This is a genomic window from Erythrobacter donghaensis (assembly GCF_001557325.1).
Classification (GTDB): Bacteria; Pseudomonadota; Alphaproteobacteria; order Sphingomonadales; family Sphingomonadaceae; genus Erythrobacter; species Erythrobacter donghaensis_B.
In genome coordinates, this window is record NZ_LSJS01000200.1 from 1 (window position 1) to 21,986 (window position 21,986).

24 protein-coding genes are annotated in these 21,986 nt (G+C 68.7%); 8 read left to right on the forward strand and 16 right to left on the reverse strand.

What is annotated here, in order from left to right; translation table 11 throughout:
• Positions 1-183 precede the first annotated feature (183 nt).
• From AX692_RS12010 to fmt, 4 genes are read right to left on the reverse strand one after another with little or no spacing between them, the layout of a single operon-like run.
• Positions 184-1,296, reverse strand: coding sequence for a zinc-binding dehydrogenase (locus tag AX692_RS12010; RefSeq protein WP_073973806.1), 1,113 nt, complete (start codon positions 1,294-1,296; stop codon positions 184-186).
• Complete coding sequence (locus AX692_RS12015) at positions 1,293-1,694, reverse strand: hypothetical protein (RefSeq protein WP_073973807.1); 402 nt, start codon at positions 1,692-1,694, stop codon at positions 1,293-1,295. Before AX692_RS12015 ends, AX692_RS12010 begins: the two co-directional genes overlap by 4 nt.
• The gene (gene truA / locus AX692_RS12020) at positions 1,691-2,452 is read right to left on the reverse strand and encodes a tRNA pseudouridine(38-40) synthase TruA (protein WP_073973808.1); all 762 of its coding nucleotides are present in this window, start codon (positions 2,450-2,452) and stop codon (positions 1,691-1,693) included. The genes AX692_RS12015 and truA overlap by 4 nt, the downstream gene beginning before the upstream one ends.
• The gene (fmt, locus tag AX692_RS12025; RefSeq protein WP_073973809.1) at positions 2,449-3,354 is read right to left on the reverse strand and encodes a methionyl-tRNA formyltransferase; all 906 of its coding nucleotides are present in this window, start codon (positions 3,352-3,354) and stop codon (positions 2,449-2,451) included. Before fmt ends, truA begins: the two co-directional genes overlap by 4 nt.
• 53 nt (positions 3,355-3,407) lie before the next feature.
• Here fmt and recR point away from each other — a divergent pair, with 53 nt between their 5' ends.
• From recR to AX692_RS12050, 5 genes are all read left to right on the forward strand, one after another.
• The gene (recR, locus tag AX692_RS12030) at positions 3,408-4,004 is read left to right on the forward strand and encodes a recombination mediator RecR (RefSeq protein ID WP_073973810.1); all 597 of its coding nucleotides are present in this window, start codon (positions 3,408-3,410) and stop codon (positions 4,002-4,004) included.
• 64 nt (positions 4,005-4,068) lie between these two features.
• Positions 4,069-4,641 carry a peptide deformylase gene (locus AX692_RS12035; RefSeq protein WP_073973811.1) on the forward strand — a complete coding sequence of 191 codons (573 nt, stop codon included), beginning with the start codon at positions 4,069-4,071 and terminating at the stop codon, positions 4,639-4,641.
• Between the two features lie 195 nt (positions 4,642-4,836).
• Positions 4,837-5,244: a DUF1622 domain-containing protein gene (locus AX692_RS12040; protein ID WP_073973812.1), complete on the forward strand. Its 408-nt coding sequence runs from the start codon at positions 4,837-4,839 to the stop codon at positions 5,242-5,244.
• 49 nt (positions 5,245-5,293) lie between these two features.
• A complete protein-coding gene (locus AX692_RS12045; protein WP_073973813.1) occupies positions 5,294-6,769 on the forward strand; it encodes a DNA recombination protein RmuC in 1,476 nt (491 codons plus the stop codon).
• 5 nt (positions 6,770-6,774) lie between these two features.
• A complete protein-coding gene (locus AX692_RS12050; RefSeq protein WP_073973814.1) occupies positions 6,775-7,290 on the forward strand; it encodes a DUF3291 domain-containing protein in 516 nt (171 codons plus the stop codon).
• Positions 7,291-7,502: 212 nt separating this feature from the next.
• Here the strand turns inward: AX692_RS12050 and AX692_RS12055 are convergent, their stop codons facing one another.
• From AX692_RS12055 to AX692_RS12085, 7 genes are all read right to left on the reverse strand, one after another.
• Positions 7,503-8,300 (reverse strand): TrmH family RNA methyltransferase, encoded by a 798-nt coding sequence (locus tag AX692_RS12055; RefSeq protein WP_073973815.1) that lies wholly within the window; start codon positions 8,298-8,300, stop codon positions 7,503-7,505.
• A 33-nt stretch (positions 8,301-8,333) separates the two neighbouring features.
• Positions 8,334-8,612 carry an HPr family phosphocarrier protein gene (locus AX692_RS12060; RefSeq protein ID WP_073973816.1) on the reverse strand — a complete coding sequence of 93 codons (279 nt, stop codon included), beginning with the start codon at positions 8,610-8,612 and terminating at the stop codon, positions 8,334-8,336.
• A gap of 12 nt (positions 8,613-8,624) precedes the next feature.
• Complete coding sequence (locus tag AX692_RS12065) at positions 8,625-9,053, reverse strand: PTS sugar transporter subunit IIA (RefSeq protein WP_073973817.1); 429 nt, start codon at positions 9,051-9,053, stop codon at positions 8,625-8,627.
• Between the two features lie 106 nt (positions 9,054-9,159).
• A complete protein-coding gene (rapZ, locus tag AX692_RS12070) occupies positions 9,160-10,083 on the reverse strand; it encodes an RNase adapter RapZ (RefSeq protein WP_073973818.1) in 924 nt (307 codons plus the stop codon).
• Entirely contained in the window at positions 10,080-10,556 is a 477-nt protein-coding gene (locus AX692_RS12075; RefSeq protein WP_073973819.1) for an HPr kinase/phosphorylase, read from the reverse strand. Before AX692_RS12075 ends, rapZ begins: the two co-directional genes overlap by 4 nt.
• Positions 10,553-12,124: a sensor histidine kinase gene (locus AX692_RS12080; RefSeq protein ID WP_073973820.1), complete on the reverse strand. Its 1,572-nt coding sequence runs from the start codon at positions 12,122-12,124 to the stop codon at positions 10,553-10,555. The genes AX692_RS12075 and AX692_RS12080 overlap by 4 nt, the downstream gene beginning before the upstream one ends.
• Positions 12,117-12,908 (reverse strand): response regulator transcription factor, encoded by a 792-nt coding sequence (locus AX692_RS12085; RefSeq protein WP_155644968.1) that lies wholly within the window; start codon positions 12,906-12,908, stop codon positions 12,117-12,119. The genes AX692_RS12080 and AX692_RS12085 overlap by 8 nt, the downstream gene beginning before the upstream one ends.
• Before the next feature lie 331 nt (positions 12,909-13,239).
• Between AX692_RS12085 and AX692_RS12090 the strand changes: the two genes are divergently transcribed.
• Both AX692_RS12090 and AX692_RS12095 read left to right on the forward strand, forming a co-directional pair.
• Positions 13,240-14,865, forward strand: a complete 1,626-nt coding sequence (locus AX692_RS12090) for a phosphoenolpyruvate carboxykinase (protein ID WP_419470475.1) — start codon at positions 13,240-13,242, stop codon at positions 14,863-14,865.
• A 119-nt stretch (positions 14,866-14,984) separates the two neighbouring features.
• Positions 14,985-15,314 carry a hypothetical protein gene (locus AX692_RS12095; RefSeq protein WP_073973822.1) on the forward strand — a complete coding sequence of 110 codons (330 nt, stop codon included), beginning with the start codon at positions 14,985-14,987 and terminating at the stop codon, positions 15,312-15,314.
• Between the two features lie 37 nt (positions 15,315-15,351).
• Here the strand turns inward: AX692_RS12095 and AX692_RS12100 are convergent, their stop codons facing one another.
• The 4 genes from AX692_RS12100 to AX692_RS12115 all read right to left on the reverse strand — a co-directional run bounded on the left by AX692_RS12100 (position 15,352) and on the right by AX692_RS12115 (position 21,055).
• The gene (locus tag AX692_RS12100) at positions 15,352-16,920 is read right to left on the reverse strand and encodes a hypothetical protein (protein WP_073973823.1); all 1,569 of its coding nucleotides are present in this window, start codon (positions 16,918-16,920) and stop codon (positions 15,352-15,354) included.
• Between the two features lie 107 nt (positions 16,921-17,027).
• On the reverse strand, positions 17,028-18,653 hold the full coding sequence (locus AX692_RS12105; RefSeq protein ID WP_073973824.1) for an FAD-dependent oxidoreductase: 1,626 nt from the start codon (positions 18,651-18,653) through the stop codon (positions 17,028-17,030).
• Between the two features lie 69 nt (positions 18,654-18,722).
• Positions 18,723-20,582 (reverse strand): DUF885 domain-containing protein, encoded by a 1,860-nt coding sequence (locus tag AX692_RS12110; protein WP_073973825.1) that lies wholly within the window; start codon positions 20,580-20,582, stop codon positions 18,723-18,725.
• 65 nt (positions 20,583-20,647) lie between these two features.
• Positions 20,648-21,055, reverse strand: a complete 408-nt coding sequence (locus AX692_RS12115) for a DUF3597 family protein (protein ID WP_073977300.1) — start codon at positions 21,053-21,055, stop codon at positions 20,648-20,650.
• A gap of 129 nt (positions 21,056-21,184) precedes the next feature.
• On the opposite strand from AX692_RS12115, the gene AX692_RS12120 reads away from it, so the two are divergent.
• Positions 21,185-21,400, forward strand: a complete 216-nt coding sequence (locus AX692_RS12120; protein ID WP_073974099.1) for a hypothetical protein — start codon at positions 21,185-21,187, stop codon at positions 21,398-21,400.
• 30 nt (positions 21,401-21,430) lie between these two features.
• On the opposite strand, the gene AX692_RS12125 is transcribed toward AX692_RS12120, so the two are convergent.
• On the reverse strand, positions 21,431-21,986 hold a 556-nt coding region (locus tag AX692_RS12125; RefSeq protein WP_073977706.1), incomplete at its 5' end, for an energy transducer TonB.

Here is a 21,986-nt window from a genome sequence, read left to right on the forward strand (position 1 = left end):
CCCCTCTCCCAACCCTCTCCCGCAAGGGGAGAGGGCTTAGACAGCTAACCACCCAGGTGCGGTCATTCAGGCATCGAAGCTCGATCGCCAAAAGCGGCCATTCCATCTGTGCTCAAAATGGCGCCTACGCTGTCGCCCCTTGCTTGACATGGGGCGACGAAGTTGGGGCCGCGCCGCGCCCTCTCACCCCCAGGGCGTGACCAGGTACTTCTCGCCGGTCTTCATCTGGCGGTAGTCGCAGATCGCGTCCTTCTCGAGCATTCCCTCCAGCGTCACCTTGGCCTTGTAGTGTGAGGCAAAGGTGGTGGTGAGGTTAGCCTGCACGCGGCTGCGCATCCGGGCGGCGGTCTCGAACCCGGCGCGCTGGAGGAAGGGCGTCAGCAGCCACCCGGCGATGCTCCATTGCAGGCCGTAGGACGGCGTCAGGATGGTCGGGCTGAGGTCGAGGCGACCGTAGATGTACATTTTCTTCTGCTGGTTCGAGCCGTAGCGCGAGAACTCGCTCATCTGGCTCACCGCGACCTGCTCCATCGCCTTCAGCACGCCATCGCTCGCCTGCCCGCCACCGATCGGATCGAAGCCGAGGAAGGCGCCGGTTTCGGCGATCGCGGCGCGCAGGTCGGCCATGTAGGTGGGGGCGGAGCTGTCGACCACATGGGTCGCGCCCTGCGCCTTGAGCATCGCCACGTGCTCCGGCTTGCGGACGATGTTGACCAGCTTCATCCCGTCCTCGATGCAGATGCGGCCCAGCATCTGGCCGAGGTTGGAAGCCGCAGCGAGGTGGACGATGGCCGAGTGGCCTTCCATCTTCGCGGTCTCGACAAAGCCCAGCGCGGTCATCGGGTTGACGAAGCTGGAGGCGCCGGTCTCGGCGGAATGCTCGCCCAGCGGCAGGCACATCATCGCGTCGGCGAGGGCATATTGCGAGAAGGCGTTGCCCGGCACGCAGGCGACGCGCTGGCCGACGAGGGCCTGCGCCATCTCGCTCTCGCCCGCCGCGATCACGGTGCCCGCGCCCTCGTTCCCGGCGGGCAGGCGCTGGCCGTGACGCGCCTTGCTGCCGGTGAGGAAGGGCTCGGGCATGGTCGCGACGACCTTGCCGGGGGTGTATTCGGCGGTCTCGAAATCGGCCGCAGAGGTGAGGATCGCGAGATCGGAAGGGTTGATCGGCGCGGCCTCCATCTTGACCAGCACCTGATTGCCCTTGGGCGCGGGGAACTCGCTTTCGGCCACCTCGAGGGTCAGCTTGCCGTCGGCGGTGAGGGTGGTGAAGAGCTGCTTTCCGGTGGTGGTCATTGTGGCACTTCCTCTCGTTCAGATTCTGTGTTGGCAGGGCGGCGCGGGGAGAATTCGACCACCAGCACCATGATTGTCCAGGCGATCAGGGTCGGTTGGAGCTTGGGGATCGGCGGGATGCCGAAACGTTCCAGCACCATCGGCAGGAGCGCGATGGTGCCGCCGGCGAGCATGCCGTAGAACAAGCGGTGCTCGGTCGAGCCGAGGTAGAGGATCGCCACCACCGCCGCAGCGCTGGTGATCAGCACCACCATGAAATCGAGCGGCGGCAGGCCTTCGATCTTGGCGAGGACGAAGCCCAGCACCGCCCCGAAGACGATGTTGATGCCGCTGATATTGGCGCGATATTCCGCCTCGCTGATGGCAAGGCTGGTGGGAATGGAATACCACTTGGTCATGCGTCCGGTCCCCCTTCGTCGTAGCGTGCCGCGACGAAATACAGGCCATGCGGGGGCGCGTTAAGCCCCAAAGCGTTGCGGTCGCGCGCGGCGAGGGCTTCGGCGATGCGCGCCTCGGGCCAGGTGCCTGCGCCGACCAGCTTGAGGCAGCCGACCATGCTGCGCACCTGATGATGCAGGAAGGAGCGTGCGGCGGCGTGGATGTGCACTTCCTCGCCGACCCTTTCGACCCGCAGCTCGTCCAGCGACTTGACCGGATCGGCCGCCTGACAATGGACCGAACGGAACGTCGTGAAGTCATGCCGCCCCACCAGCGCCTGCGCGGCGCGGTGCATCGCCTCGGCGTCCAGTGGCGGGGGCACGTGCCACGCCTTGTCGCGCAGCAAGGTGAGCGGCGCGCGGCGGTTGATGATGCGGTAGAGATAGCGCCGCCCGGTGCAGGAGAACCGCGCGTGCCAGTCGTCGGGCACCACTTCGCAATGGGTGACCGCGATGGGATCTGGGCGAAGCTGGGCGTTGAGCGCGGCCATCAGTCGGAACGGATCGAAGGGTTTCTCCACGTCCACATGGCTGCGCATCGCCAGCGCATGCACCCCCGCATCGGTGCGCCCGGCCGAGTGGAGCGTGACGCTCTCGCCCGTGATCCGCCCGAGCGCGTCCTCGACCGCCTGCTGCACGCTCGGCCCGTGACTCTGGCGTTGCAGCCCGAAGAACGGCGTGCCGTCGAATTCGATTGTGAGGGCGAAGCGGGTCGTCAACCGAGCACCGTCCCCGCCGCAACCGCCCGCCCGCGCAGGAACTCCGCGCGTGCCATGGCGGGCTTGCCCGCGCGCTGGAGCGTCAGAGGCCGGATCGCGCCCGTTCCGCAGGCTATGCGCAAGTCCTCGTCGAGCACAGTTCCTGGCGCGCCGCTGGCGTCCACCACCTCGGCCAGCAGCAGCTTGACGCGATCATCGCCCAGCGCGAACCACGCGCCGGGGAAGGGGGCAAGCCCGCGCACCAGTCGCTCGATCGTCTCGGCGGGCGCGGTCCAATCGATCTTGGCTTCGGCCTTGTCGATCTTGGGAGCGTAGATCGCCGCGCTGTCATCCTGCACTTGCGGAGCAAAGGCGGCGAGGTCAGCCAGCACCTCGACCATCGCTGCCGCGCCCACGTCTCCCAACTCGCCAAACAGCTCGCCCGTCGTCTTGCGCCCTACCGGCACGCTCACCTTGTGGAGCATCGGCCCGGTATCGAGCCCGGCTTCCATCTGCATGATCGTCACGCCGGTCTCGGCATCGCCCGCCATCACCGCGCGGTGGATCGGCGCCGCCCCGCGCCACCGGGGAAGCAGCGAGGCGTGGATGTTGAGGCAGCCGTGGCGGGGCGCGTCGAGCACCGCTTGCGGCAGGATCAACCCGTATGCCGCGACCACCGCGACATCCGCCTTCAAGGCCGCGAATTCCGCCTGCGCCTCCGCCCCCCGCAGCGACACGGGCGAGCGCACCGGCACCCCCAGCCGTTCGGCCTCGACCTGCACCGGGGAGGGCATCAGCCTCTTCCCCCGCCCCGCCGGGCGCGGCGGCTGGGTGTAGACGCAGGCGATCTCGTGCCCCGCCTCTGCCAGAGCGCGCAGCGCAGGCACCGCGAATTCGGGCGTCCCCATGAAGATGATGCGCATAAGCTTTGCCGCGAGCCTTTGTGAAGCGAAGCGCAGCCCCTATCTCTCCCCCCATGGCATCGCAAGAGATCGAGGCACTGAGCGCCGCGCTCGCCCGCCTGCCGGGGCTCGGCCCCCGCTCGGCGCGGCGGGCGGTGCTTTGGCTGGTCAAGCACCGCGAGTCTGCGCTCCCCGCCCTGCTCGAGGCGCTCGCCGGGGTCGCCGAGACGCTGATCGAATGCGCGATCTGCGGCAATGTCGACACCCGCGACCCCTGCGCCATCTGTGCCGACCCGCGCCGCGACGCGCGCGCGCTGTGCGTGGTGGAGGAGGTTTCCGACGTCTGGGCGCTCGACCGCGCGCGGCTCTTCCCCGGGCGCTATCATGTGCTCGGCGGCAGGCTCTCGGCGCTCGACGGCATCGGCCCCGAGGATCTCGGCATCGCCAGCCTGCTCGCCCGGGTCGAGGCGGGCGGGATCGACGAGGTGGTGCTCGCCATGAACGCCACCTTGGAAGGCCAGACCACCGCGCATTACCTTGCCGAGCGGCTCGAGGCCTTCCCGCTGCGCGTCACCCAGCTCGCCCACGGCCTGCCGGTGGGCGGCGAGCTCGACTATCTCGACGAGGGCACGCTCGCACAGGCCTTGCGGGCGAGAAGGCCCGTCGGCTGACCCGATCACGCTGATCGGAGCATCGCGCTTGCGCCAGCCCCGCGCGGCCCCTATTTTGCGCCGCATGGCTATCCGCGAAATCCTCGAAGTGCCGGACCCCCGGCTCAAGACCGTCTCGACCCCGGTCGAACCCCACGAGTTCGGCCCCGAGCTCAACCAACTCGTCGAAGACATGTTCGAGACGATGTACGATGCCCCCGGCATCGGCCTCGCCGCGATTCAGGTCGGCGTGCCCAAGCGGGTGCTGGTGATCGACCTCCAGCCCGACGATCCCGACGCGCCGCCGGTGGAATGCTCGCATGACGGGCACAAGCACACGCACCCGGCGACCAAGCGCGAACCGCGGGTGTTCATCAACCCCGTGATCCTCGATCCGGCCAAGGAGCTGTCGACCTACCAGGAAGGCTGCCTCTCGGTCCCCGAGATCTACGCCGATGTCGATCGCCCCGCGACCTGCACCGTCCGCTACCAGGACCTCGAGGGCAACACCCACGAGGAACACCTCGAAGGCCTGCTCGCGACCTGCCTGCAGCACGAGATGGACCACCTCGAAGGCATCCTCTTCATCGACCACCTCAGCCGCTTGAAGCGCGCGATGGTGCTGAAGAAGCTCGAGAAGATCCGCCGCGCGGCGTAATCTGCTTTTCGCTCGCCCCTCCGGGCGAGCGTCCTCGGTGCTGTTCCCTTCGCTACGCTACGGGGCACCTGCGGCTCGGCCGCGTGGCCTCGCGGCCCTTCGGGCCGATGCGTCCAGTCATCGTCGTCCCGGACCTGATCCGGGACCGCTCCGTATCCGCGGAACCCTGAGCCGCCCGCGCTGGTAACCCTGCGCATGATCGACGATGCAACCCTGTTCGCCATCGCCGGGTCGGTGGCGCAGGTGTTCGAGCTTGCCGGGATCGCCGTCGTCATCCTCGGCACGCTCGGCGCGGCGCGCACCTTTGCGCTGTGCACCTTGCGCGGCCAGCCGCCGGGGGAGGACCGCGTCGCCACCTTCCGCCGGATGCTCGGACGCGCAATCCTCACCGGGCTCGAACTGCTCGTCGCCGCCGACATCATCCGCACCGTCGCGATCGACCCGACGCTGGAGAGCGTCGCCGTGCTCGGCCTCATCGTCATCATCCGCACCTTCCTAAGCTTCAGCCTCGAGGTCGAGATCGACGGGCGCTGGCCGTGGCAGAAGAAGGCGGCGGCGGAAGCCGAGGGTTCGGGGCAGCCTGCCGACACAAGCCGGGGATAGACGCACGCGGGGACTGGCGTTCTCTTTTCGTTCCGTGTAGGAGAGGGGCATGGACGCCTCGATTCTCCCGCTGATCGCCCTGCTTCTCGGTGCCGCGCTGGGCCTCGCCGCCGGCTGGTTTCTCGCCTCGCGCCCGCTGGCCGAGCTGCGCACGCGGCTGACGGCGGCCGAGGCCGCGGGGGCCGAGGGCGAGGCGAAATTTGCCCGCGCCATCGCCGAACTGGGCGAGGCGCGGATCGAGGTTGCCGGGCTGAAGGAGCGCGCGGCGCAGGCCGACGGGCTGCTCGCGCGGCTCGATTCCGTGCAGGCCGACCGCGCGGCGCTGGCCGAGCGGCTCGCCGCGCTAGAAAGCGCTGCGGCAGAGCGCGAGAAGGCTTTTGCCGAGCAGAAAGCCGCGCTGCTCTCTGCGCAGGATTCGCTCAGGAAGGAATTCGAGAACGCCGGGAGCCGGGTGCTCGAACAGGCGCAGAAGGCGTTTCTGGAGCGGGCCGAAGCGCGTTTCCGCCAGTCCGAGGAGGCGGGCGAGGCCAAGATCAAGGCGCTGCTCTCGCCGGTGGGCGAGAAGCTGGCGAATTACGAGCGGCAGGTCGCCGACCTCGAAGCCAAGCGCACCGATGCCTTCGGGCAGCTGGCGGGGCTGATCCAGTCGATGAAGGAAGGCCAGGAACAGGTCCGGCGCGAGGCGCAGCGGCTCGGCAATTCCTTGACCAACGCTCCCAAGGCGCGCGGGCGCTGGGGTGAGCGCGCGCTCCAGAATTTGCTCGAACAATGCGGCCTCGCGCAGCACACCGATTTCGTCATGGAGCATTCGATCGACACCGAGGACGGCCGCCTGCGCCCCGATGCGATCGTGCGCATTCCGGGCGGGAAGGTGCTGGTGATCGATTCCAAGGTTTCGCTCAACGCCTATCAGGAGGCCTTCGAGGCAACCGATGACGAGGCCCGCGCGCGGGCGCTCGCCGATCACGTGCGCTCGATGCGCAATCACGTGCAGACGCTGGGGGCCAAGTCCTACCAGTCGCAATTCGAGGATGCGCCCGATTACGTGGTGATGTTCGTCCCGGGCGAGCATTTCGTCGCCGCCGCGCTCGAGGCCGATCCCGATCTCTGGAACTTCGCCTTCGACAAGCGCGTGCTGCTGGCAACGCCGACCAACCTCGTCGCGATCGCGCGCACCGTGGCGCAGGTCTGGCGGCAGGATGGCCTCGCCAAGGAGGCGCAGGAGATCGGCCGGATGGGCGCGGAATTGTATGACCGCCTCGCCACCGCCGCCGAGCATCTGAAGCGCGTCGGCGGGGGGCTCGAAAGCGCGGTCAACAACTACAACAAGTTCGTCGGCTCCTTCGAACGCAACGTGCTGTCTTCGGGGCGGCGGCTGGCGGAAAAGGGCGTCGAGATCGGCAAGCGCGAGATCGACGAGGTGCCGCTCGTCGCCAGCGCGCCGCGCTACAATGCCGAGGATGTTGCCGCGCTCGAAGCGCCTGATGATGAGGGTGAAAGCGACAAGCGCGACGCGGCGGAGTAGGGCGGATGAGTCACGGGGGCACGGGCTGGCAGCTGGCGCAGATCAACATCGGCAAGATGCTCGCGCCCAAGGGCGATCCCGCAGTGCAGCCCTTCTTCGATGCGCTCGAGCGGGTGAACGCCATCGCCGATGCCTCGCCCGGCTTCGTCTGGCGGCTGCAATCGGACAGCGGCAACGCCACCGATATCGAGGTCGCTCCCGACCCGCTGCTGATCGTCAACATGTCGGTGTGGCAGGATGCGCAGAGCCTGTTCGCCTTCGTCTATCGCTCGGGCCACACGCCGGAAATGGCGCGGCGGCGCGAGTATTTCCACCGCTTCGAGGGCACCTATCAGGCGCTGTGGTGGGTGCCGGAGGGCCACCGCCCGACCATCGACGAGGGCCTCTCGCGGCTGTGGATGCTCGAGCGCTACGGCCCGACCCCGCAAAGCTTCACTTTCAAGGCGCGCTTCCCGCAGCCCGGCCTCGCCGACCCGCCGGTCGACATGAAGCCCGATCCGTGGTGCATCGGCAACGCCTGAGGCCGGGCTTTCCTACACGCGCGCGGCGGGTCATGATGCGGGCCGCTCTTTCCCATCGTCCGCCCCGAACCTTCGCACCCACATCGCCCTTTTCGCTCGCAGAAGGGCCCTGTTCCCCTGTCCGTCCGCCTTCAGGATGTTTCGTCAACGCATTGAAATAATGAAGAACGTCATGCCTGCGGAAAGCGGACAGGGTGTCCGCTTTGTCCGCTTTACGGGTCGAGCGCCGCCAGCACCTCATAGGCCAGCACCGCCCCCGCCACGGCCGCATTGAGCGAATCCGCGCGACCTCTCATCGGCATGGTGACCCGGAGGTCGCACGCCATCTCGTAGTCCTCGGGCAGGCCTTGCGATTCGTTGCCCACCAGAATGAAGCACGGCGCCGAATATGCCGCGCAGCGATAGGGCACCGCATCGCGCAAGCTTGCCGCCACCAACTGGCCCGCTCCGCTGCGCAGCCACGCGACAAAATCCTCCCACCGCGCCTGCGCCAGTCCGACGGTGAACACCGCCCCCATGCTCGCGCGCACGGCTTCGGCGCTGAAGGGGTCGGCGCAGTCGTCGATCAGGATCAGCCCGCCCGCGCCAACCGCATCGCAAGTGCGCAGCATCGTCCCGAGGTTGCCGGGGTCGCGCAAAGCCTGCGCGACAAGCCAGATCGGCGCGGCGCTGCGGTCCAGCGCCGCCAGCCCCGTGTCCCACTCGTCGAACACGCCCGCGACGGCCTGCGCGTTCTCCTTGCCGGTGATCTTGGAGAGAATGTCGGGCGTGGTCGCGATCACCTCGCCGCCTGCCGCCATGACCTCGGCTTCAAGCCGCTCGAGCAGCGGATGCGCGCGCCCCTCGGCCATCACCAGCGTGCGCGGCATCCGGCCCGAAGCGCGGGCATCCTCGAGCAGGCGCAGACCTTCGACCAGAAATTGCCCCGCACGCTTGCGGTGCTTCTTGTCCCGCAGGGAGCGCAGGTACTTGACCGTCGGGTTGGAAAATCCGGTGATGTGCTTGCGCATGGCGAGCCGCCTAGGCCAACGCGGGCGCCGGCACTAGTCCTCGCCGAAGCCGTCGGCGATCAGCGCGACGAGATCGGCGAGCACGCCGTCCGCGCCGTCACCCTCGACCGCGACTTCGACCGTGTCGCCCTTCGCCGCGCCGAGCATCATCAGCCCGAGGATCGATCCGCCCGCGGCGCTGTGCGGGGGCTTCGACACCGTCACCTTGACGCCCTCCGGCAGCGCGCTGACCGCGCCGACGAACTTCGCGCTTGCCCGGGCGTGCAAGCCCCGGCGGTTGACGATGGTGACGCTTTGCCGTGCTTCCCCCACGCGCGAGAGCCCCTAGGCCTTGGCCCGCGCCGGGGGAGCGGCGTCCTGCCCCAGCAACTCGCTGGCGATGGTGATGTAGTTGCGCCCGGCAGTCTGCGCGGCGTGCACCGCGGCGGTGACGTCCATCGCCTTGCGCGCGCCGGCAAGTCGGATCAGCATCGGCAGGTTGATCCCCGCGATCACCTCGACATGCCCGGCATCGAGCAACGAGATCGCGAGGTTCGAGGGCGTGCCGCCGAACAGGTCGGTGAGGATGATGACGCCCTTGCCGGCATCGACCCGGCCGATCGCCTCGGCGATGTCGGCGCGGCGCTGCTCCATGTCGTCATTGGGGCCGATGCAGACCGTGACGATCGCATCCTGCGGGCCGACGACATGCTCCATCGCCTCGACGAATTGGTCCGCGAGGCGGCCGTGGGTTACCAGGATCAAGCCGATCATGTGTGAAAATGGGTCCGTTAACTGCCCGCCCGTCGAGCGGCCTTACGCGTTTCTACCTTAACCGGCAATGTGCGTTCCATTGCGGTGTCCGTTTCCGGGCCGGTCGCTAGCGGCGATCGCCTTCGATCGCGTCGGCCGCGCGCGAGCCCAGGTTGCGGTGGCGGACAGTGGGCGAAAATCCCGCGCCGCGCAAGGCCTCGGCCATGCTCTCGGCGGTGTAGACCGAGCGGTGTCTCCCGCCGGTACAGCCGAAAGCGACATGGACATAGGGCTTGCCCTGCGCGGCGTAGCGCGGGAGCAGCAGCAGCAGCAGGTCGCGGATTCGCGCGAAGGCCTCGGCAAAGGCGGGGTCCTTCTCGATATGCGCGCCCACCGCGGCGTCCTGCCCGGTCTGCTCCTTCAATCCCGGCACCCAGTGCGGATTGTCGAGGAACCGCATGTCGAACACGAGATCGGCGAGCGGCGGCATGCCGCGGGCGAAGCCGAAGCTCGAGATGGTGAGGGTGAGTGCCGCCTCGGCCTCGGCAGGCGCGAAGAGCTCGCGGATACGGGTTTGCAGGTCGTTGCTGGTCATTGCCGTGGTGTCGATCAGCACCTCGGCCCAGCGACGCAGGGGTTCGAGCAGCTCGCGCTCGGCGTGGATGCCCTCCTGCACCGGGCGGCCGTCGGCCATCGGGTGGCGGCGGCGGGTCTCGTTGAAGCGGCGTTCGAGCTCGCCCCCGGCGCAGTCGAGGAACAGTGAGGTGAGCGCGAGGTCGGGGCGCGCGCCCAGGTCCTTCACCAGCGCGATGATGTCGGCAGGCACGAAGCCGCGGGTGCGCGAATCGAAGCCGATCGCGAGCGGCCCGCGCGCGTCGTCGGGCATGGTGACGAGGCGCTTGAGCATGCGGACGGGGAAGTTGTCGATGGTCTCCCAGCCCAGGTCCTCGAGCACGTCGAGCGCGGTCGACTTGCCCGCGCCCGCAAGTCCGGTGACCAGCAGCAGCTGGCGCTTGTCGGCGGGCGGAGGAGGGGCTTCGGCGGCGGTCATCGCGTCATATCTGGCGCTTGCGCAGCGCAAAGGGAAGATGCTTCGGCGGCGAGCCCATGCATCCGCAGCGCCCATTCAGCGCGCGCGGCGGGGGCAGTGGGGCCGGGATCGAAGGCGAGCACCGGCACCGCGATGCCTGCGATCACGCGCTCGGGCAGCGGGGTTTCGGGCAGGCGTTCGGGTGCCGTCCCGCCGAGCGCCAGGATCAGCGCGACCGGGGCTGGCGGGGCGACCTCGAGCCGTGCAAGGCCGACCCCGCGCACCTCGAGCAGCCCGGCGATATTGGGCGGCGGGCTCGCGATCAGCTGCCCCTCACAGGCCGTCAGCGTCACCGCATCGTCGCCGATCAGCCCCGCGCCGCGCTCGATCAGCGCAAGCGCGAGGCTCGACTTGCCGCTGCCCGATGGCCCCTCGATCAGCAGCGCGCGGGTCCCGATGGCCACCGCGCCTGCCTGCAACACCAGCGCGCTCATGGCGCCGAGGGGAGGGTGAGGCGCAGGCACGCGCCGCGGGCGCCATCCGCGCGGGCATCGGCGACCAGCGAGCCGTCATGCGCCTCGGCGATCGCGCGGCCGATGGCGAGGCCGAGGCCCGAGTGGTTGCCGAAGCTCTCGCCCTCGGGCCGGTCGGAGTGGAAACGCCGGAACACCGCCTCGCGCGCCTCGGCGGGGATGCCGGGACCCTCGTCGGTGACCTCAGTGACCACCATCCGGCCGGCGGGGCGCAGGGTGACGCGCACCGTGCCGCCCTCGGGCGAGAAGGAAACGGCGTTGTCGATCAGGTTCTCGGCCACGCGTTCGAGCTGGGTCGGCACGCCCATCACCCTGAGGCGCGCGCCCGGCGGGACCCGCGCGTCGAGTTCGAGCCGCCGCCCGCCGTTCATCCCCCGATTCTCGCGGCTGGCGATGAGATTGGCGAAGAGTTCGGCCAAGTCGACGCGTTCGAGCGTCGCCCGGCTGATCTCGGCATCGACGCGGCTCGCAGCGGAGATCTCGGTGACGAGCCGGTCGATGCGGCGCACGTCGTGGGTGGCGATCGCGATCAGCTCGGCGCGCAAGGCCGGGTCCTCGACCCGCGGCAGGGTGTCGATCGCGCTGCGCAAGGATGCGAGCGGGTTCTTGATCTCGTGCGCCACGTCCGCCGCGAAGCTGTCGACCGCGTCGATCCGGCCGCGCAAGGCGCCGGTCATGTCCGAGACCGCGCGGGCGAGCAGGCCGATCTCGTCGCTGCGCTGGGGCAGGCGCGGCACCTCGACCTCGCGGTCGCGGCCCTGCTTCACGCGCACCGCCGCGCGCGCCAGCAGCCGCAGCGGGGTGACGATGGTGCGCGCGAGGAACAGCGAGAGCGTGGCCGAGGCGGCCATCACCAGCAGCATGGCGAGGAACAAAGTGGTGCGCGCCGCGCGCACGCTCTCGGTGATGTCGACCGCGTTGCGCACCGTCAGCAGCGTCGCACCTTGCAGGCCCACGGGCACCGCGGCGGTGATCACGGGCGTGCCGTCCTGCCAATCGTAGAGCCTGACCTGCGAGAGGCCGAGTTCGCGCGCGCGGGCGAGTTCGGGCCAGGCATTGGCCTCCTGCGCGTCGGGCTCGACATAGTCCTGCACCGGCTCGGCCGAGACGATGGTGTCGACCGTGCGGTCGAGCCAGACCGAGAAGCGCTGCTCCCAGTCGTCGTCGGAGATGTCGTTGAAGCGGAAGGCGGGTTCGGCAAGCGCGAAGCTGTCGGCGGTGAGCTGACCCTTGGCATCGAAGGTGCGCAGCCGCATGCGCTGTTCCTTGCCGATCTGGACGAGCAGTGCCTCCTGCCGGGTGCGGCTCGCGCCGGCGAGCGCCTCGGCGGTGATCTGGGCTTCGATCCGGGCGAGCTTGAAGCGCTCGTTGATCAGCTGGGTGCGGTAGCTGTCGAGATAGAACAGCCCGCCGCCCAGGATCAGCAGGGGGAGGATGTTGACCGCGAGGATGCGGCCGGTGAGGGCGAAGCGGCCCGTGGCGCTCAGCTGCTCGCTGCCTCCGTTGCCGGAGCCCTTGCGGTCAGCCATCGGTGAAGCTGTAGCCCGCGCCGTAGAGCGTATCGATCGCATCGAAGCCCTGGTCGACAGCCTTGAACTTGCGGCGCATGCGCTTGATGTGGCTGTCGACCGTGCGATCGTCGACGAAGACGTCGTCCGGGTAGGCGGCGTCCATCAGCTGGTTGCGGCTCTTGATCACGCCGGGCCGGATCGCGAGCGCCTCGAGGATCAGGAACTCGGTGACGGTGAGGCTGACCGCCTGCCCCTCCCAGGTCACCTGGTGGCGCGCCGGGTCCATGAACAACCGCCCGCGGGTGAGCGTGGCGGGCGCGGGTTCGGGCGAGGCGGCGGGCACGGTGTCGGCCCCCACGGGCTCGGCGCGGCGCAGGATCGCGCGGATGCGGGCGATCAGCAGGCGCAGCGAGAAGGGCTTGGCGATGTAATCATCCGCGCCCAGCTCGAGCCCCGCCTCCTCGTCGCTCTCGTCGTCCTTGCTGGTGAGGAAGATGACGGGGAGCGCGGAATTCTCGCGCAGGCGGCGCAGCAGCTCCATCCCGTCCATCTTGGGCATCTTGATGTCGAACACGGCAAGGTCGGGCGGATTGTCGAGCAGCGCCTTCAAGGCGGTCTCGCCGTCGGAATAGAGGCGGGTGGCAAAGCCCTCGGCCTGCAAGGCGATCGAGACCGTGGTGAGGATGTTGCGATCATCGTCGACCAGCGCGATCTGAAGTTTCCTTGCGCCGGGTCCGGGCCCGGTCGTGACCTCGGGCGGCAGCGGCGCGGTATCGGGGGTCGTCCCGGCCTCGCTCGCCATCATCCTCGCTCCGCCTTCCTGTCCATGGCGCATGGGTAGCGCCATCGCCCGCGCGCTGCAACGCCCCGTGCGCGGTGGCCGGGGCCGGGATTCGTCGCTTGTCACAATTGCTGTGCCGCACCCTGTTTGACGCTCGGGCACGCGCGACTTAAGGCGCCGGAGAGGGATCGGGCGGTTTGCACGGGAGCCTTCCTGCCTGCTGTTGCATACGTATGCGCAAGTGCTACGGGATGGGACGCAAGCGCGAGGGGATTCGCACGGCTGCAAACGGTCGGCTCCCTCTCGTGACCCACAGATGCACCCCCGTGCCGCTACGCCCAGGAGACGTAAGTTGACCCCGCTCGCAACCCCGCTGGCCGCCCAGAACCTCGCCTCCCGCGCGGTAATCCACCCCAATCTCGGCACCGCGGCGCTGGTCGAGCACGCGCTGAAGAAGGGCGAGGGCCAGCTGACCAGGCATGGCGCGCTGCTGGTCGACACCGGGCGCTTCACCGGCCGCAGCGTCAAGGACAAGTACATCGTCCGCGACGCCGAGACCGAGAACACGATCAACTGGGGCACGATCAACCAGCCGATGAGCGAGGCGCATTTCGCCGCGCTCAAGGCCGATTTCCTCAAGGAGCTCGAGGGGCAGGAGGAACTTTATGTCGCCGACCTGTTCGGCGGCTCGCAACCCGAGTACCGCGTGAACGTGCGCGTCATCAACCAGCTGGCGTGGCACAACCTGTTCATCCGCACCCTGCTGGTGCGCCCCACCGCGGACGAACTGGCGAGCTTCGTTCCCGAATACACCATCATCAACCTGCCCAGCTTCAAGGCCGATCCCGAACGCCACGGCTGCCGCAGCGACACGGTGATCGCGGTGAGCTTCACCGAGAAGCTGATCCTGATCGGCAACACCGAATATTCGGGCGAGATGAAGAAGGGCGTGTTCGGCCTCTTGAACTACCTCCTGCCCGCGCAGGGTGTGATGCCGATGCACTGCTCGGCCAATATCGGCAAGGACGGCAAGAGCGCGATCTTCTTCGGCCTGTCGGGCACCGGCAAGACGACGCTTTCGGCCGACGCCAGCCGCACCCTGATCGGCGACGACGAGCACGGCTGGTCGGACACCGCGGTCTTCAACTTCGAAGGCGGCTGCTACGCCAAGATGATCAACCTCTCGGCCGAGGGCGAGCTCGAGATCTACGCCACCACGCAGATGTTCGGCACGATCCTCGAGAACGTGACGATGGATCCGGCCACGCGCGAGCTCGACTTCACCGACGGCAGCAAGACCGAGAACACCCGCGGCGCTTACCCCATCGAGTTCATCCCGAACACGAGCGAGAAGAACCTCGGCCCGGCGCCGTCCAACGTGATCATGCTGACGGCTGACGCGTTCGGCGTGCTGCCCCCGATCGCGCGGCTGACCGCGGACCAGGCGATGTACTACTTCCTCAGCGGCTACACCGCCAAGGTCGCGGGCACCGAGATCGGCGTGACCGAGCCGGAAGCTACCTTCAGCACCTGCTTTGGTGCCGCCTTCATGCCGCGCCACCCGAGCGTTTACGGCAACCTCCTCAAGGAGCGCATCGCCAAGGGCAAGGTGCAGTGCTGGCTGGTCAACACCGGCTGGACCGGCGGCAAGTACGGCACCGGCCACCGCATGCCGATCAAGGCGACCCGCGCGCTGCTCAACGCGGTGCTCGACGGCAAGATGGACGGCGTGGAGTTCCGCCGTGATCCCAATTTCGGCTTCGAAGTGCCTGTGCACGTGCCGGTGCTCGCCGAGGCCGGGATCGACCAGACGATCCTCGATCCGCGCAGCACCTGGGCGGACGGGGCCGAATATGACGCGACCGCCAGGAAGCTGGTGCAGCTGTTCATCGACAACTTCGCCCAGTTCGAGGCGCATGTCGACGAAGGCGTCCGCCAGGCCGCGCCGGTGCCGGCCGCGGAGACGGTCGCGGCCTGATCGCGACACGGGTTAGGGAGAGGGGCCCCGCCCGGCACGCGCCGGAGCGGGGCCTTTTACTTCGAAATGCCGCACACCTGCGTCACACTCGGCCGCGGTCGAATCGAAGGAGGGACGTGATGAGCATTCTCGACGGCATTCTCAAGAACATCGGCGGCGCGCCGGACGATGTGGTCAACCTCGCGGCCAAGATCGGGATCGACCCCGCCATGGCCGAAAAGGCGATCGCCGCGCTCGGCAAGACCCATCAGATGGACGGCGACACCGTCACGCTGGCAGCCGAGAAGACCGGCCTTTCGCCCGACATTCTCAACCAGATCGTCAGTGCGATCGGGGGCGAGGGCTCGCTCACCCACTTTGCCTCGATCCTCGACCGCGACGGTGACGGCAACCCGCTCGACGACATCATGGGCATGGCCTCGGGCCTGCTCGGCGGCGGCAAGAGCTGATCGCGCGCGCCGGGGCCGGTGCCCCGGCGCCTGCATTTCAACCATCGCCCCCTGCCAGCTCCACCTCGGGCACCTCGACCGGGTCGGGGAGATTGCCGAGCTGGAGCGGGGTGCCCTCGCTTGCTTCGGCGATCGCCGCGATCAGCTGCTTGGCCTTCGCCGCGGTCCAGCCGCCGTGCGGATTGGCCGCGACCGGCGCGAGGAAAGTGCGGGCGATGGAGATCTTGCCTTCGCCCAGCAACATGATTCCGGCCTGGATCTGCAAGCCGTGGTCGAACGGGGCGAGCCTGGCGGCATATTCCAGTGCCGCGCGCGCGTTCTCGTTTGGCTCCTTGCCCTGCTCCAACTGCGCCCGGTAGAAATAGATCAGCGGCAGCGGGTGATCGTTCTCGAGCTTGTTGAGCGCCACGAAGGGCCTGACCGCCGCACCAAAGGCAGCGGCACGCTTGTCGTCCGCGCTCTCGCTCGCCCGGCGGAACAGCGCGTAGCCCTTCTGCACATAGGCATTGGCGCGCGAGGGATCGCGGGCGAGCGCGGCATCGGCGGCGGCGATGGCCTCGGCGTCGTTGCCGGCATCGTACTCGGCCTCGGCGAGCGCGGTGAGGACGCCGGGATCCTCGGGATATTTCGCCGCCACCGCCCGCGCCTCGGTGAGCAGCACCGCGGCTTCCTCTGCGCCCACGCCCCGCTGCGAGCGGATCTGGAGCGGCATCATCGCCGCCTCGCCCACGCTGAGCTTGCGCAGGGTGATGGTGCCGATCGACAGCTTGTCAGGCGTCAGCTTGAGCGCGGGTGAGCGCGACTGGCGCAGATAGGCCTTGAGGTCCCTCTCAAGCTGGTCGAGATCGCCGAACGCCGCCTCTCCGGCCGCCTTCTGCTCCATGCCGTTGGCCAGGTTGAGCACATAGGTCTTGAGCTGGTCCCGCCGCGCCGGGTTGAAGAACAGGTAGTGATAGAGCAGCCAGCTCTTGGCGTAGAAGGTGTCGTAGCCCTTGACCTTTTTCTGCTCGTAGAGCGCCGGGTCGAACAATTCGCGCACGTGCACCGGATCGGCAAAGGCGAGATCGCCCGCGCGGTGCTGCGCCGGGCGGCCGACCCACATGCTGCCGTCGCGCTCGAAGCTTGCCGCGGCGAAGAATTCGGCCGCCCCCTCGTCATACCAGCGCGGCTTGGCGAAGCGCGAGGAGGACAGCAGGAAGTGGTGGGCATATTCGTGGAGCAGGATGATCGTCGAGAAATCGGGATAGCCGCTCGCCTGGTTGCGGATGTCCTGCACGAAGGCGCGGCTGCCCCCGGCGCGCGGGATGTAGAAGCCGCCGACCTTGCGATCGCCCGAGAGCGAGCGCATCGCCTTCTCGCCGCCCACGACATAGATCACCACGCGGTTGGAGGGGCTGGGGGTGTCGGCCTTGCGCCCGGTCACGTAGACCATCGCGCTGTGATAGCGCTCGAGGTTTTCGGAGAAGGTGCGGATGTCGGCGGGCTTGTCGTCGGCATAGATGACGAAATGTTCGGAGGAGGCCTCGTACCATTCCGCCGCGGCAGGGGTGGAGAGCGTGCCCAGCGCGAGCGCGGCAAGGGCAAGGCGAAACAGCGCGGAAATCATGGCAGGCGTCCCCTCGGCACCGACCCTGCGATGGCGGTGCGTCGGGCCGCAGCATATCGCGCTTTTCGGGCGATGCCAGAGGCTTGGTGAAGGGCTGGCCCGAAAAATCAGCCGACTTGCGGCCGCGAATCCTCGAGATATTGCCAGATGCGGCTGACCACCACCGAGCCTTCGCCCACCGCGCTCGCGACGCGCTTGACCGATCCGGCGCGCACGTCGCCGACCGCGAAGATGCCGGGCGCGGTGGTGGCGTAGTCGTCACCCTGGCCCGCCGCCGCGCCGGTGAGGACGAAGCCCTTGGCGTCGGTTGCGGCAAGCCCCGAGAGCCAGCCGGTGTTGGGCGCCGCGCCGATCATGATGAACAGCGCGCGGGTGTCGATCCGGCGCTCGCTCTGGCCCGTCTTGAGGGTGAGCCCCTCGAGCCACGTCTCGCCGTGCAAAGCGGTGACTTCGGAATGGTAGTGGATCGTGACCCGCGGATCGGCCTCCAGCCGCTGCGAGAGGTAGCTCGACATCGAGGCCGCAAGGCTGCCCGAGCGCACCACCAGATGCACGTGGCTCGCCGCGCGGCTGAGATACATCGCCGCCTGCCCCGCCGAATTGCCGCCGCCGATCACTACTGCCTCGGTCTTCGCACAGAAGCGCGCCTCCATCTCGGTCGCCGAGTAGAAGATGCCCGCGCCTTCGAGCTCCTCGAGGTGCTCCAAGGGCAGGCGGCGGTATTGCACCCCGGTCGCCACCAGCACGGCGCGTGCACACAGCTCGTCGCCGTCGTCGAGCGTGAGGCAATAGGCCCCGTCCGCGCGGCGGCTCATCGCCTCCACACGGCGCGGCATGACGAAGCGGGTGCCGAACTTCATCGCCTGCACCTGTCCGCGCCAGGTGAGGTCGGTGCCGCTGATGCCGGTGGGAAAACCCATGTAGTTCTCGATCCGCGAGGACGTGCCCGCCTGTCCGCCCACGGCGGTGTCCTCGACCACCAGCGCCTCGATCCCTTCCGAGCCCGCATAGACCGCCGCCGCGACCCCCGCCGGGCCGCCCCCGACGATCACCAGATCGTAGGTGCGGCGCGAGCAGATATCGAGGTCGAGCCCGAGATATTGCGCGACCTTGCGCGGGGTCGGGTCTTCCAGCCGGTTGCCCGAGCCGAGCAGCACCGCGGGTTCGTGCCCGATCAGCGAGCACACCTCCAGCGACTGCGCGTCGGTCGCGTCGAGATCGTAGCTCTTGAAGGGGATGCGGTTGCGCGAGAGGAAGCGTTCGACCGCCTGCACGCCTGCATCGCGGTCCGCGCCGACCACCTTGACAGCGGCATTGCCCAGCTCGAACTGCTTGCGCCGCCGCGCCGCGAATACGGTGATGAGGTGGTCGGACAGCTCGGGCACGCGGCTCATCAGCTCGAGCATCCCGGCACGCGGGGCCTCGATCACCCGGGTGTCCATGCTCGCGCGCATCCTGAGGTAGTTGGTGCCGCGGTTGAGGAAAGCGATCTCGCCCATGAATTGCGTCGGCCCCAACGCGGAGGGAAGCAGCCGCTCGCCGGTATAGGGGTTCACCACCTCGATCTCGCCTTCGAGGATGTAGACGAAGCGGTCCATCGGCTCGCCGATTTCCATGACGATGGAGCCGGCGGGGTAGAACTTCTCGCCCCCGATCGCGCAGATCGCGTCGACATGCTCGGGCGCGAGCGGCACCCGGCGCATGGTCTCAAGGTCCTGTCCGAGTGTTTCCATGCTGCCCTCCTGCGCTTTGTGCGTTGCAAGATGGGGACAGGGGTGCGGGAAGGGAAGGGGGCGTCTGACCTAGGCCTTTGCCCCCGCGATATAGCGGCTCACCGTGTTCGCCATCACGCTCAAGGGCGCGTTGCCGCCCAGCACCACGGCGGTGTTGAAGCCCTTGAGGTCGTATTTCGCCCCCAGCTCGGCCTGCGCCCGCGCGCGGTTCTTCACGATCTCGGAGTGGCCGATCTTGTAGCCGCAGGCCTGCCCCGGCCAGGAGCAGTAGCGATCGACCTCCGAGGCGACCTCCTCGGCCTTCGAGCCGTTCTCCTCGACGAAGAACTGTCGGCCCTGCTCGCGCGTCCAGCGCTTGTGGTGGAGCCCGGTGTCGACCACCAGCCGGCAGGCCCGGAAGGCGAGGGATTGGAGGTATCCGAGCCGCCCGACCTTGAACTCGTCATAGGCCCCCAGTTCGTCGGCGAGCTGTTCGGCATAGAGCGCCCAGCCTTCGGAGAAGGCGTTGAAGGCGAGGATCGAGCGGATCAGCGGCAGGCGGTTGGAGAACTCGCCCTCCCACACGTGGCCCGGGATCGCCTCGTGGAAGGTGAGGTCGGCAAGGTCGTATTTGCGGTGGAGGTCGGTGGTCCTGAGGTTGATCCAGAACCGGCCCGGAATGCTCCCGTCCTTGCTGCCCGCACCGCCATAGGCCCCCGGCGCGCCGGGCTCCTCGGCGAGCGGCAGGCGGCGCACTTCCATGTTGGGATCGACCAGCGTGTTGAAGGCGCGCGGCATCTGCGATTTAATCCAGCCGAGGCGTTCGTTGATGAAGGCGAAGATCTCCTCGCGGCCCTTGTCGCCCTCGGCAAAGTGGTAGCGCGGATCGGCGGAAAGGGCGCGCATCCGCTCGCCGACGCTTCCCTTGGTGTAGCCGATCTCCCTGAGGATCGGGTCCATGCGGGCGTGGAGCGTCCGCAATTCGTCGAGGCCCTGCTGGTGGATCTCGTCAGGCGAGAGCTTCGTGGTGGTTGAGGCCCTGAGCGCCCAGGCGTAGTATTCCTCGCCCCCCGGCTGCGCCCACATGCCCGCCGCATTCTTTGCAGCTGCGCGCTGGACCTTGAGCTCGGCGAGCTGGCGTTCGAGCGCGGGGACGATGCCCGAGGCCGCGATCCGCTCCGCCTGCGCGGCGGCTGTGTCGGCCCCGGCGATGCCGCTTGCGGTGAGCGGCCCGGCATAGCTTTCGCCCGCCGCCGCGATGCTCGCCTCCATCTGCGCGATCGCCTTGTCGAGCAGGAAGGCGGGCGGCACCAGTCCCTGCCCGCGCGCGTCTCTGATCCGCTCGAGCTCGCCGTCCATCAGCGCGGGCACCTCGGCCAGGCGGTCCATGTAGGGGCCGATGTCCTCGGGGCTGGCGAGCGGCTGCGAGGAGCCGAAGAAGCGCGGCAGATCGATATAGCTGCCGACGTTCTGGATCACGACATAGGGCGCATTGCGCCAGCTGCCCACGGCGACATCGCCATAGGGCAGGGCCATGCCCTCGACCGCGCTGGCGAAGGCGGTCTCGACCACCTCGAAGCCGATCTGCTGGTCGCTGGTCAGGTCATCGCGCGGATAGGCCTTCACCTCGGCGACCAGTTCCTTGAGCGTGGCGGCATAGGCCGCGCGGCCCTCGGCCCCGCCGGTGCCGAAGGTTGATCGCCACGCGGCATATTCACCGGTGTCGACCCCGAGGCCGGTGGCGCGGCCCGGCTCGTGGGCGAGCATGGCATAGGCGACCCGCTCGAGCGCTGCGTCGGGGGCAAGGCCCTTGAGCGAAGTGCTCGTGGCCGCGCTGGCGGTGGCCGGCGCGGGGTTCGCGGCGCAGGCCGGCAGCAGGGCAAGGGTGGAGGTGCCCGCCAGCCCGGCAAGGGTCTGGCGGCGGGTGATCGTGACTGTGCTCTCTCTCATGCACGAGAGGCTTACCGTGCAGGCAAGAGGTGTCAACGCCCGCGCGGCAGGCCGCGCTCCGGCGCTCAGTCGGCGAGCATCCCGCCGACCTTGCCGCCCTCGAGCGCCAGCAGGTTCATCACCGCGTGGTGCAGCGCGATGTTCTGCTCGGCGGTGCCCTGATAATCGGTCATGCCGAGTTCGTCCGCCAGTTCCTTGCGGTTGTCGAACGAGGGATCGAGGCCGACCAGCTTCATCAGGTCGACGATCGAGGTCTGCCAGTTGAACTTGTCCGCATCGGGCAGGGCGGCGATGTGGGCGTGGAGCTGCGCCTCGGTGAGCGGCTCGGGCTCGGCGGGAGCCGCGGGAGCCGCAGCGGGCGCGGGCGCGGCGGCGGGCGCGGCGGCGGGCGCGGGGGCAGGAGCAGGGGCAGGTTGGGCCGCTTCCTTCTTCTCGCCCCAGATCGCGTTCTTGATCGACGTGAAAATACCCATCATAGCCTCCCTCGTGCCGCCGTTTCTGGCGGCCTCTACCGAGGCTAGGCCCGCGATGTTCCCGCCGCGAGACGCGGATGCGACGCTGGTGCCGCAAGGGTGCGACAAGCAGGAGTGCGATTGACCGCCATGACCGACATCGTGCTCGCCATCGTGATGCTTGCCGCCTTCGCGCTGGTCGCGGGGGCCTTCGTGCTGTGGCGGCGCACGGGCGCGGCGAAGAACCCCGCGCTGATGGTGCTGCTGGCGGCGATCGCGGTGATCAACGTGCTGATCTGGACCGTGCCCGCGCCGGATGGAACCGCGCCGATCGATCAGGTCAAACAGGCCGCCGGAGGAAGCTAGGGGGAAGCCTCCCCCGGCGGCAGAACCTTCCTATTCCGGGATGCTCCACCGCACCGAGTTGGACCAGGTGCCCGCGACCGGCTTGCCGTTGGCGTCGCGCGCCGCATCGAAGCGCGCGCGCTTGCTGACGAGGTCGCAGGTCGCGCTATCCAGCGCGGCGTGGCCGGTCGAGCGGGTGATGGTGCACCCGGTCACCTTCCCGCGCGCGTCGATCTGGAGCGTGAAGCGCGCCGTCCCCGAAAGCTCCTCGGCGACCCAGCGCGGGCGGTAGTCGTCATTGGTCACCCACTTGGCGGGATTGCCCTTGGGCTTGGCGCCGACCGGGTCGTAGAGCGACGCGGGGCTGGGCGAGGGGCCGATCCCGAACTCGATCGGCCCGGTGGTGACCGAGGTGCCCGGGTCGGTCAGCGGTATCACCGGATCGCCCCGGCCAAGATCGACGGGCAATGGCGGCGGCGGCAGCGGGGTCGGGACGGTCGTGGTGGTGGTGGTGGTTGTCTTGGCGTCGCTCTGCTTGGTCTCCGGCGTCGGGGGCGGCGGCGGGGGCGGGGGCAGCAGGATCTCCGCGACCGAGGTCGCCTTGGGG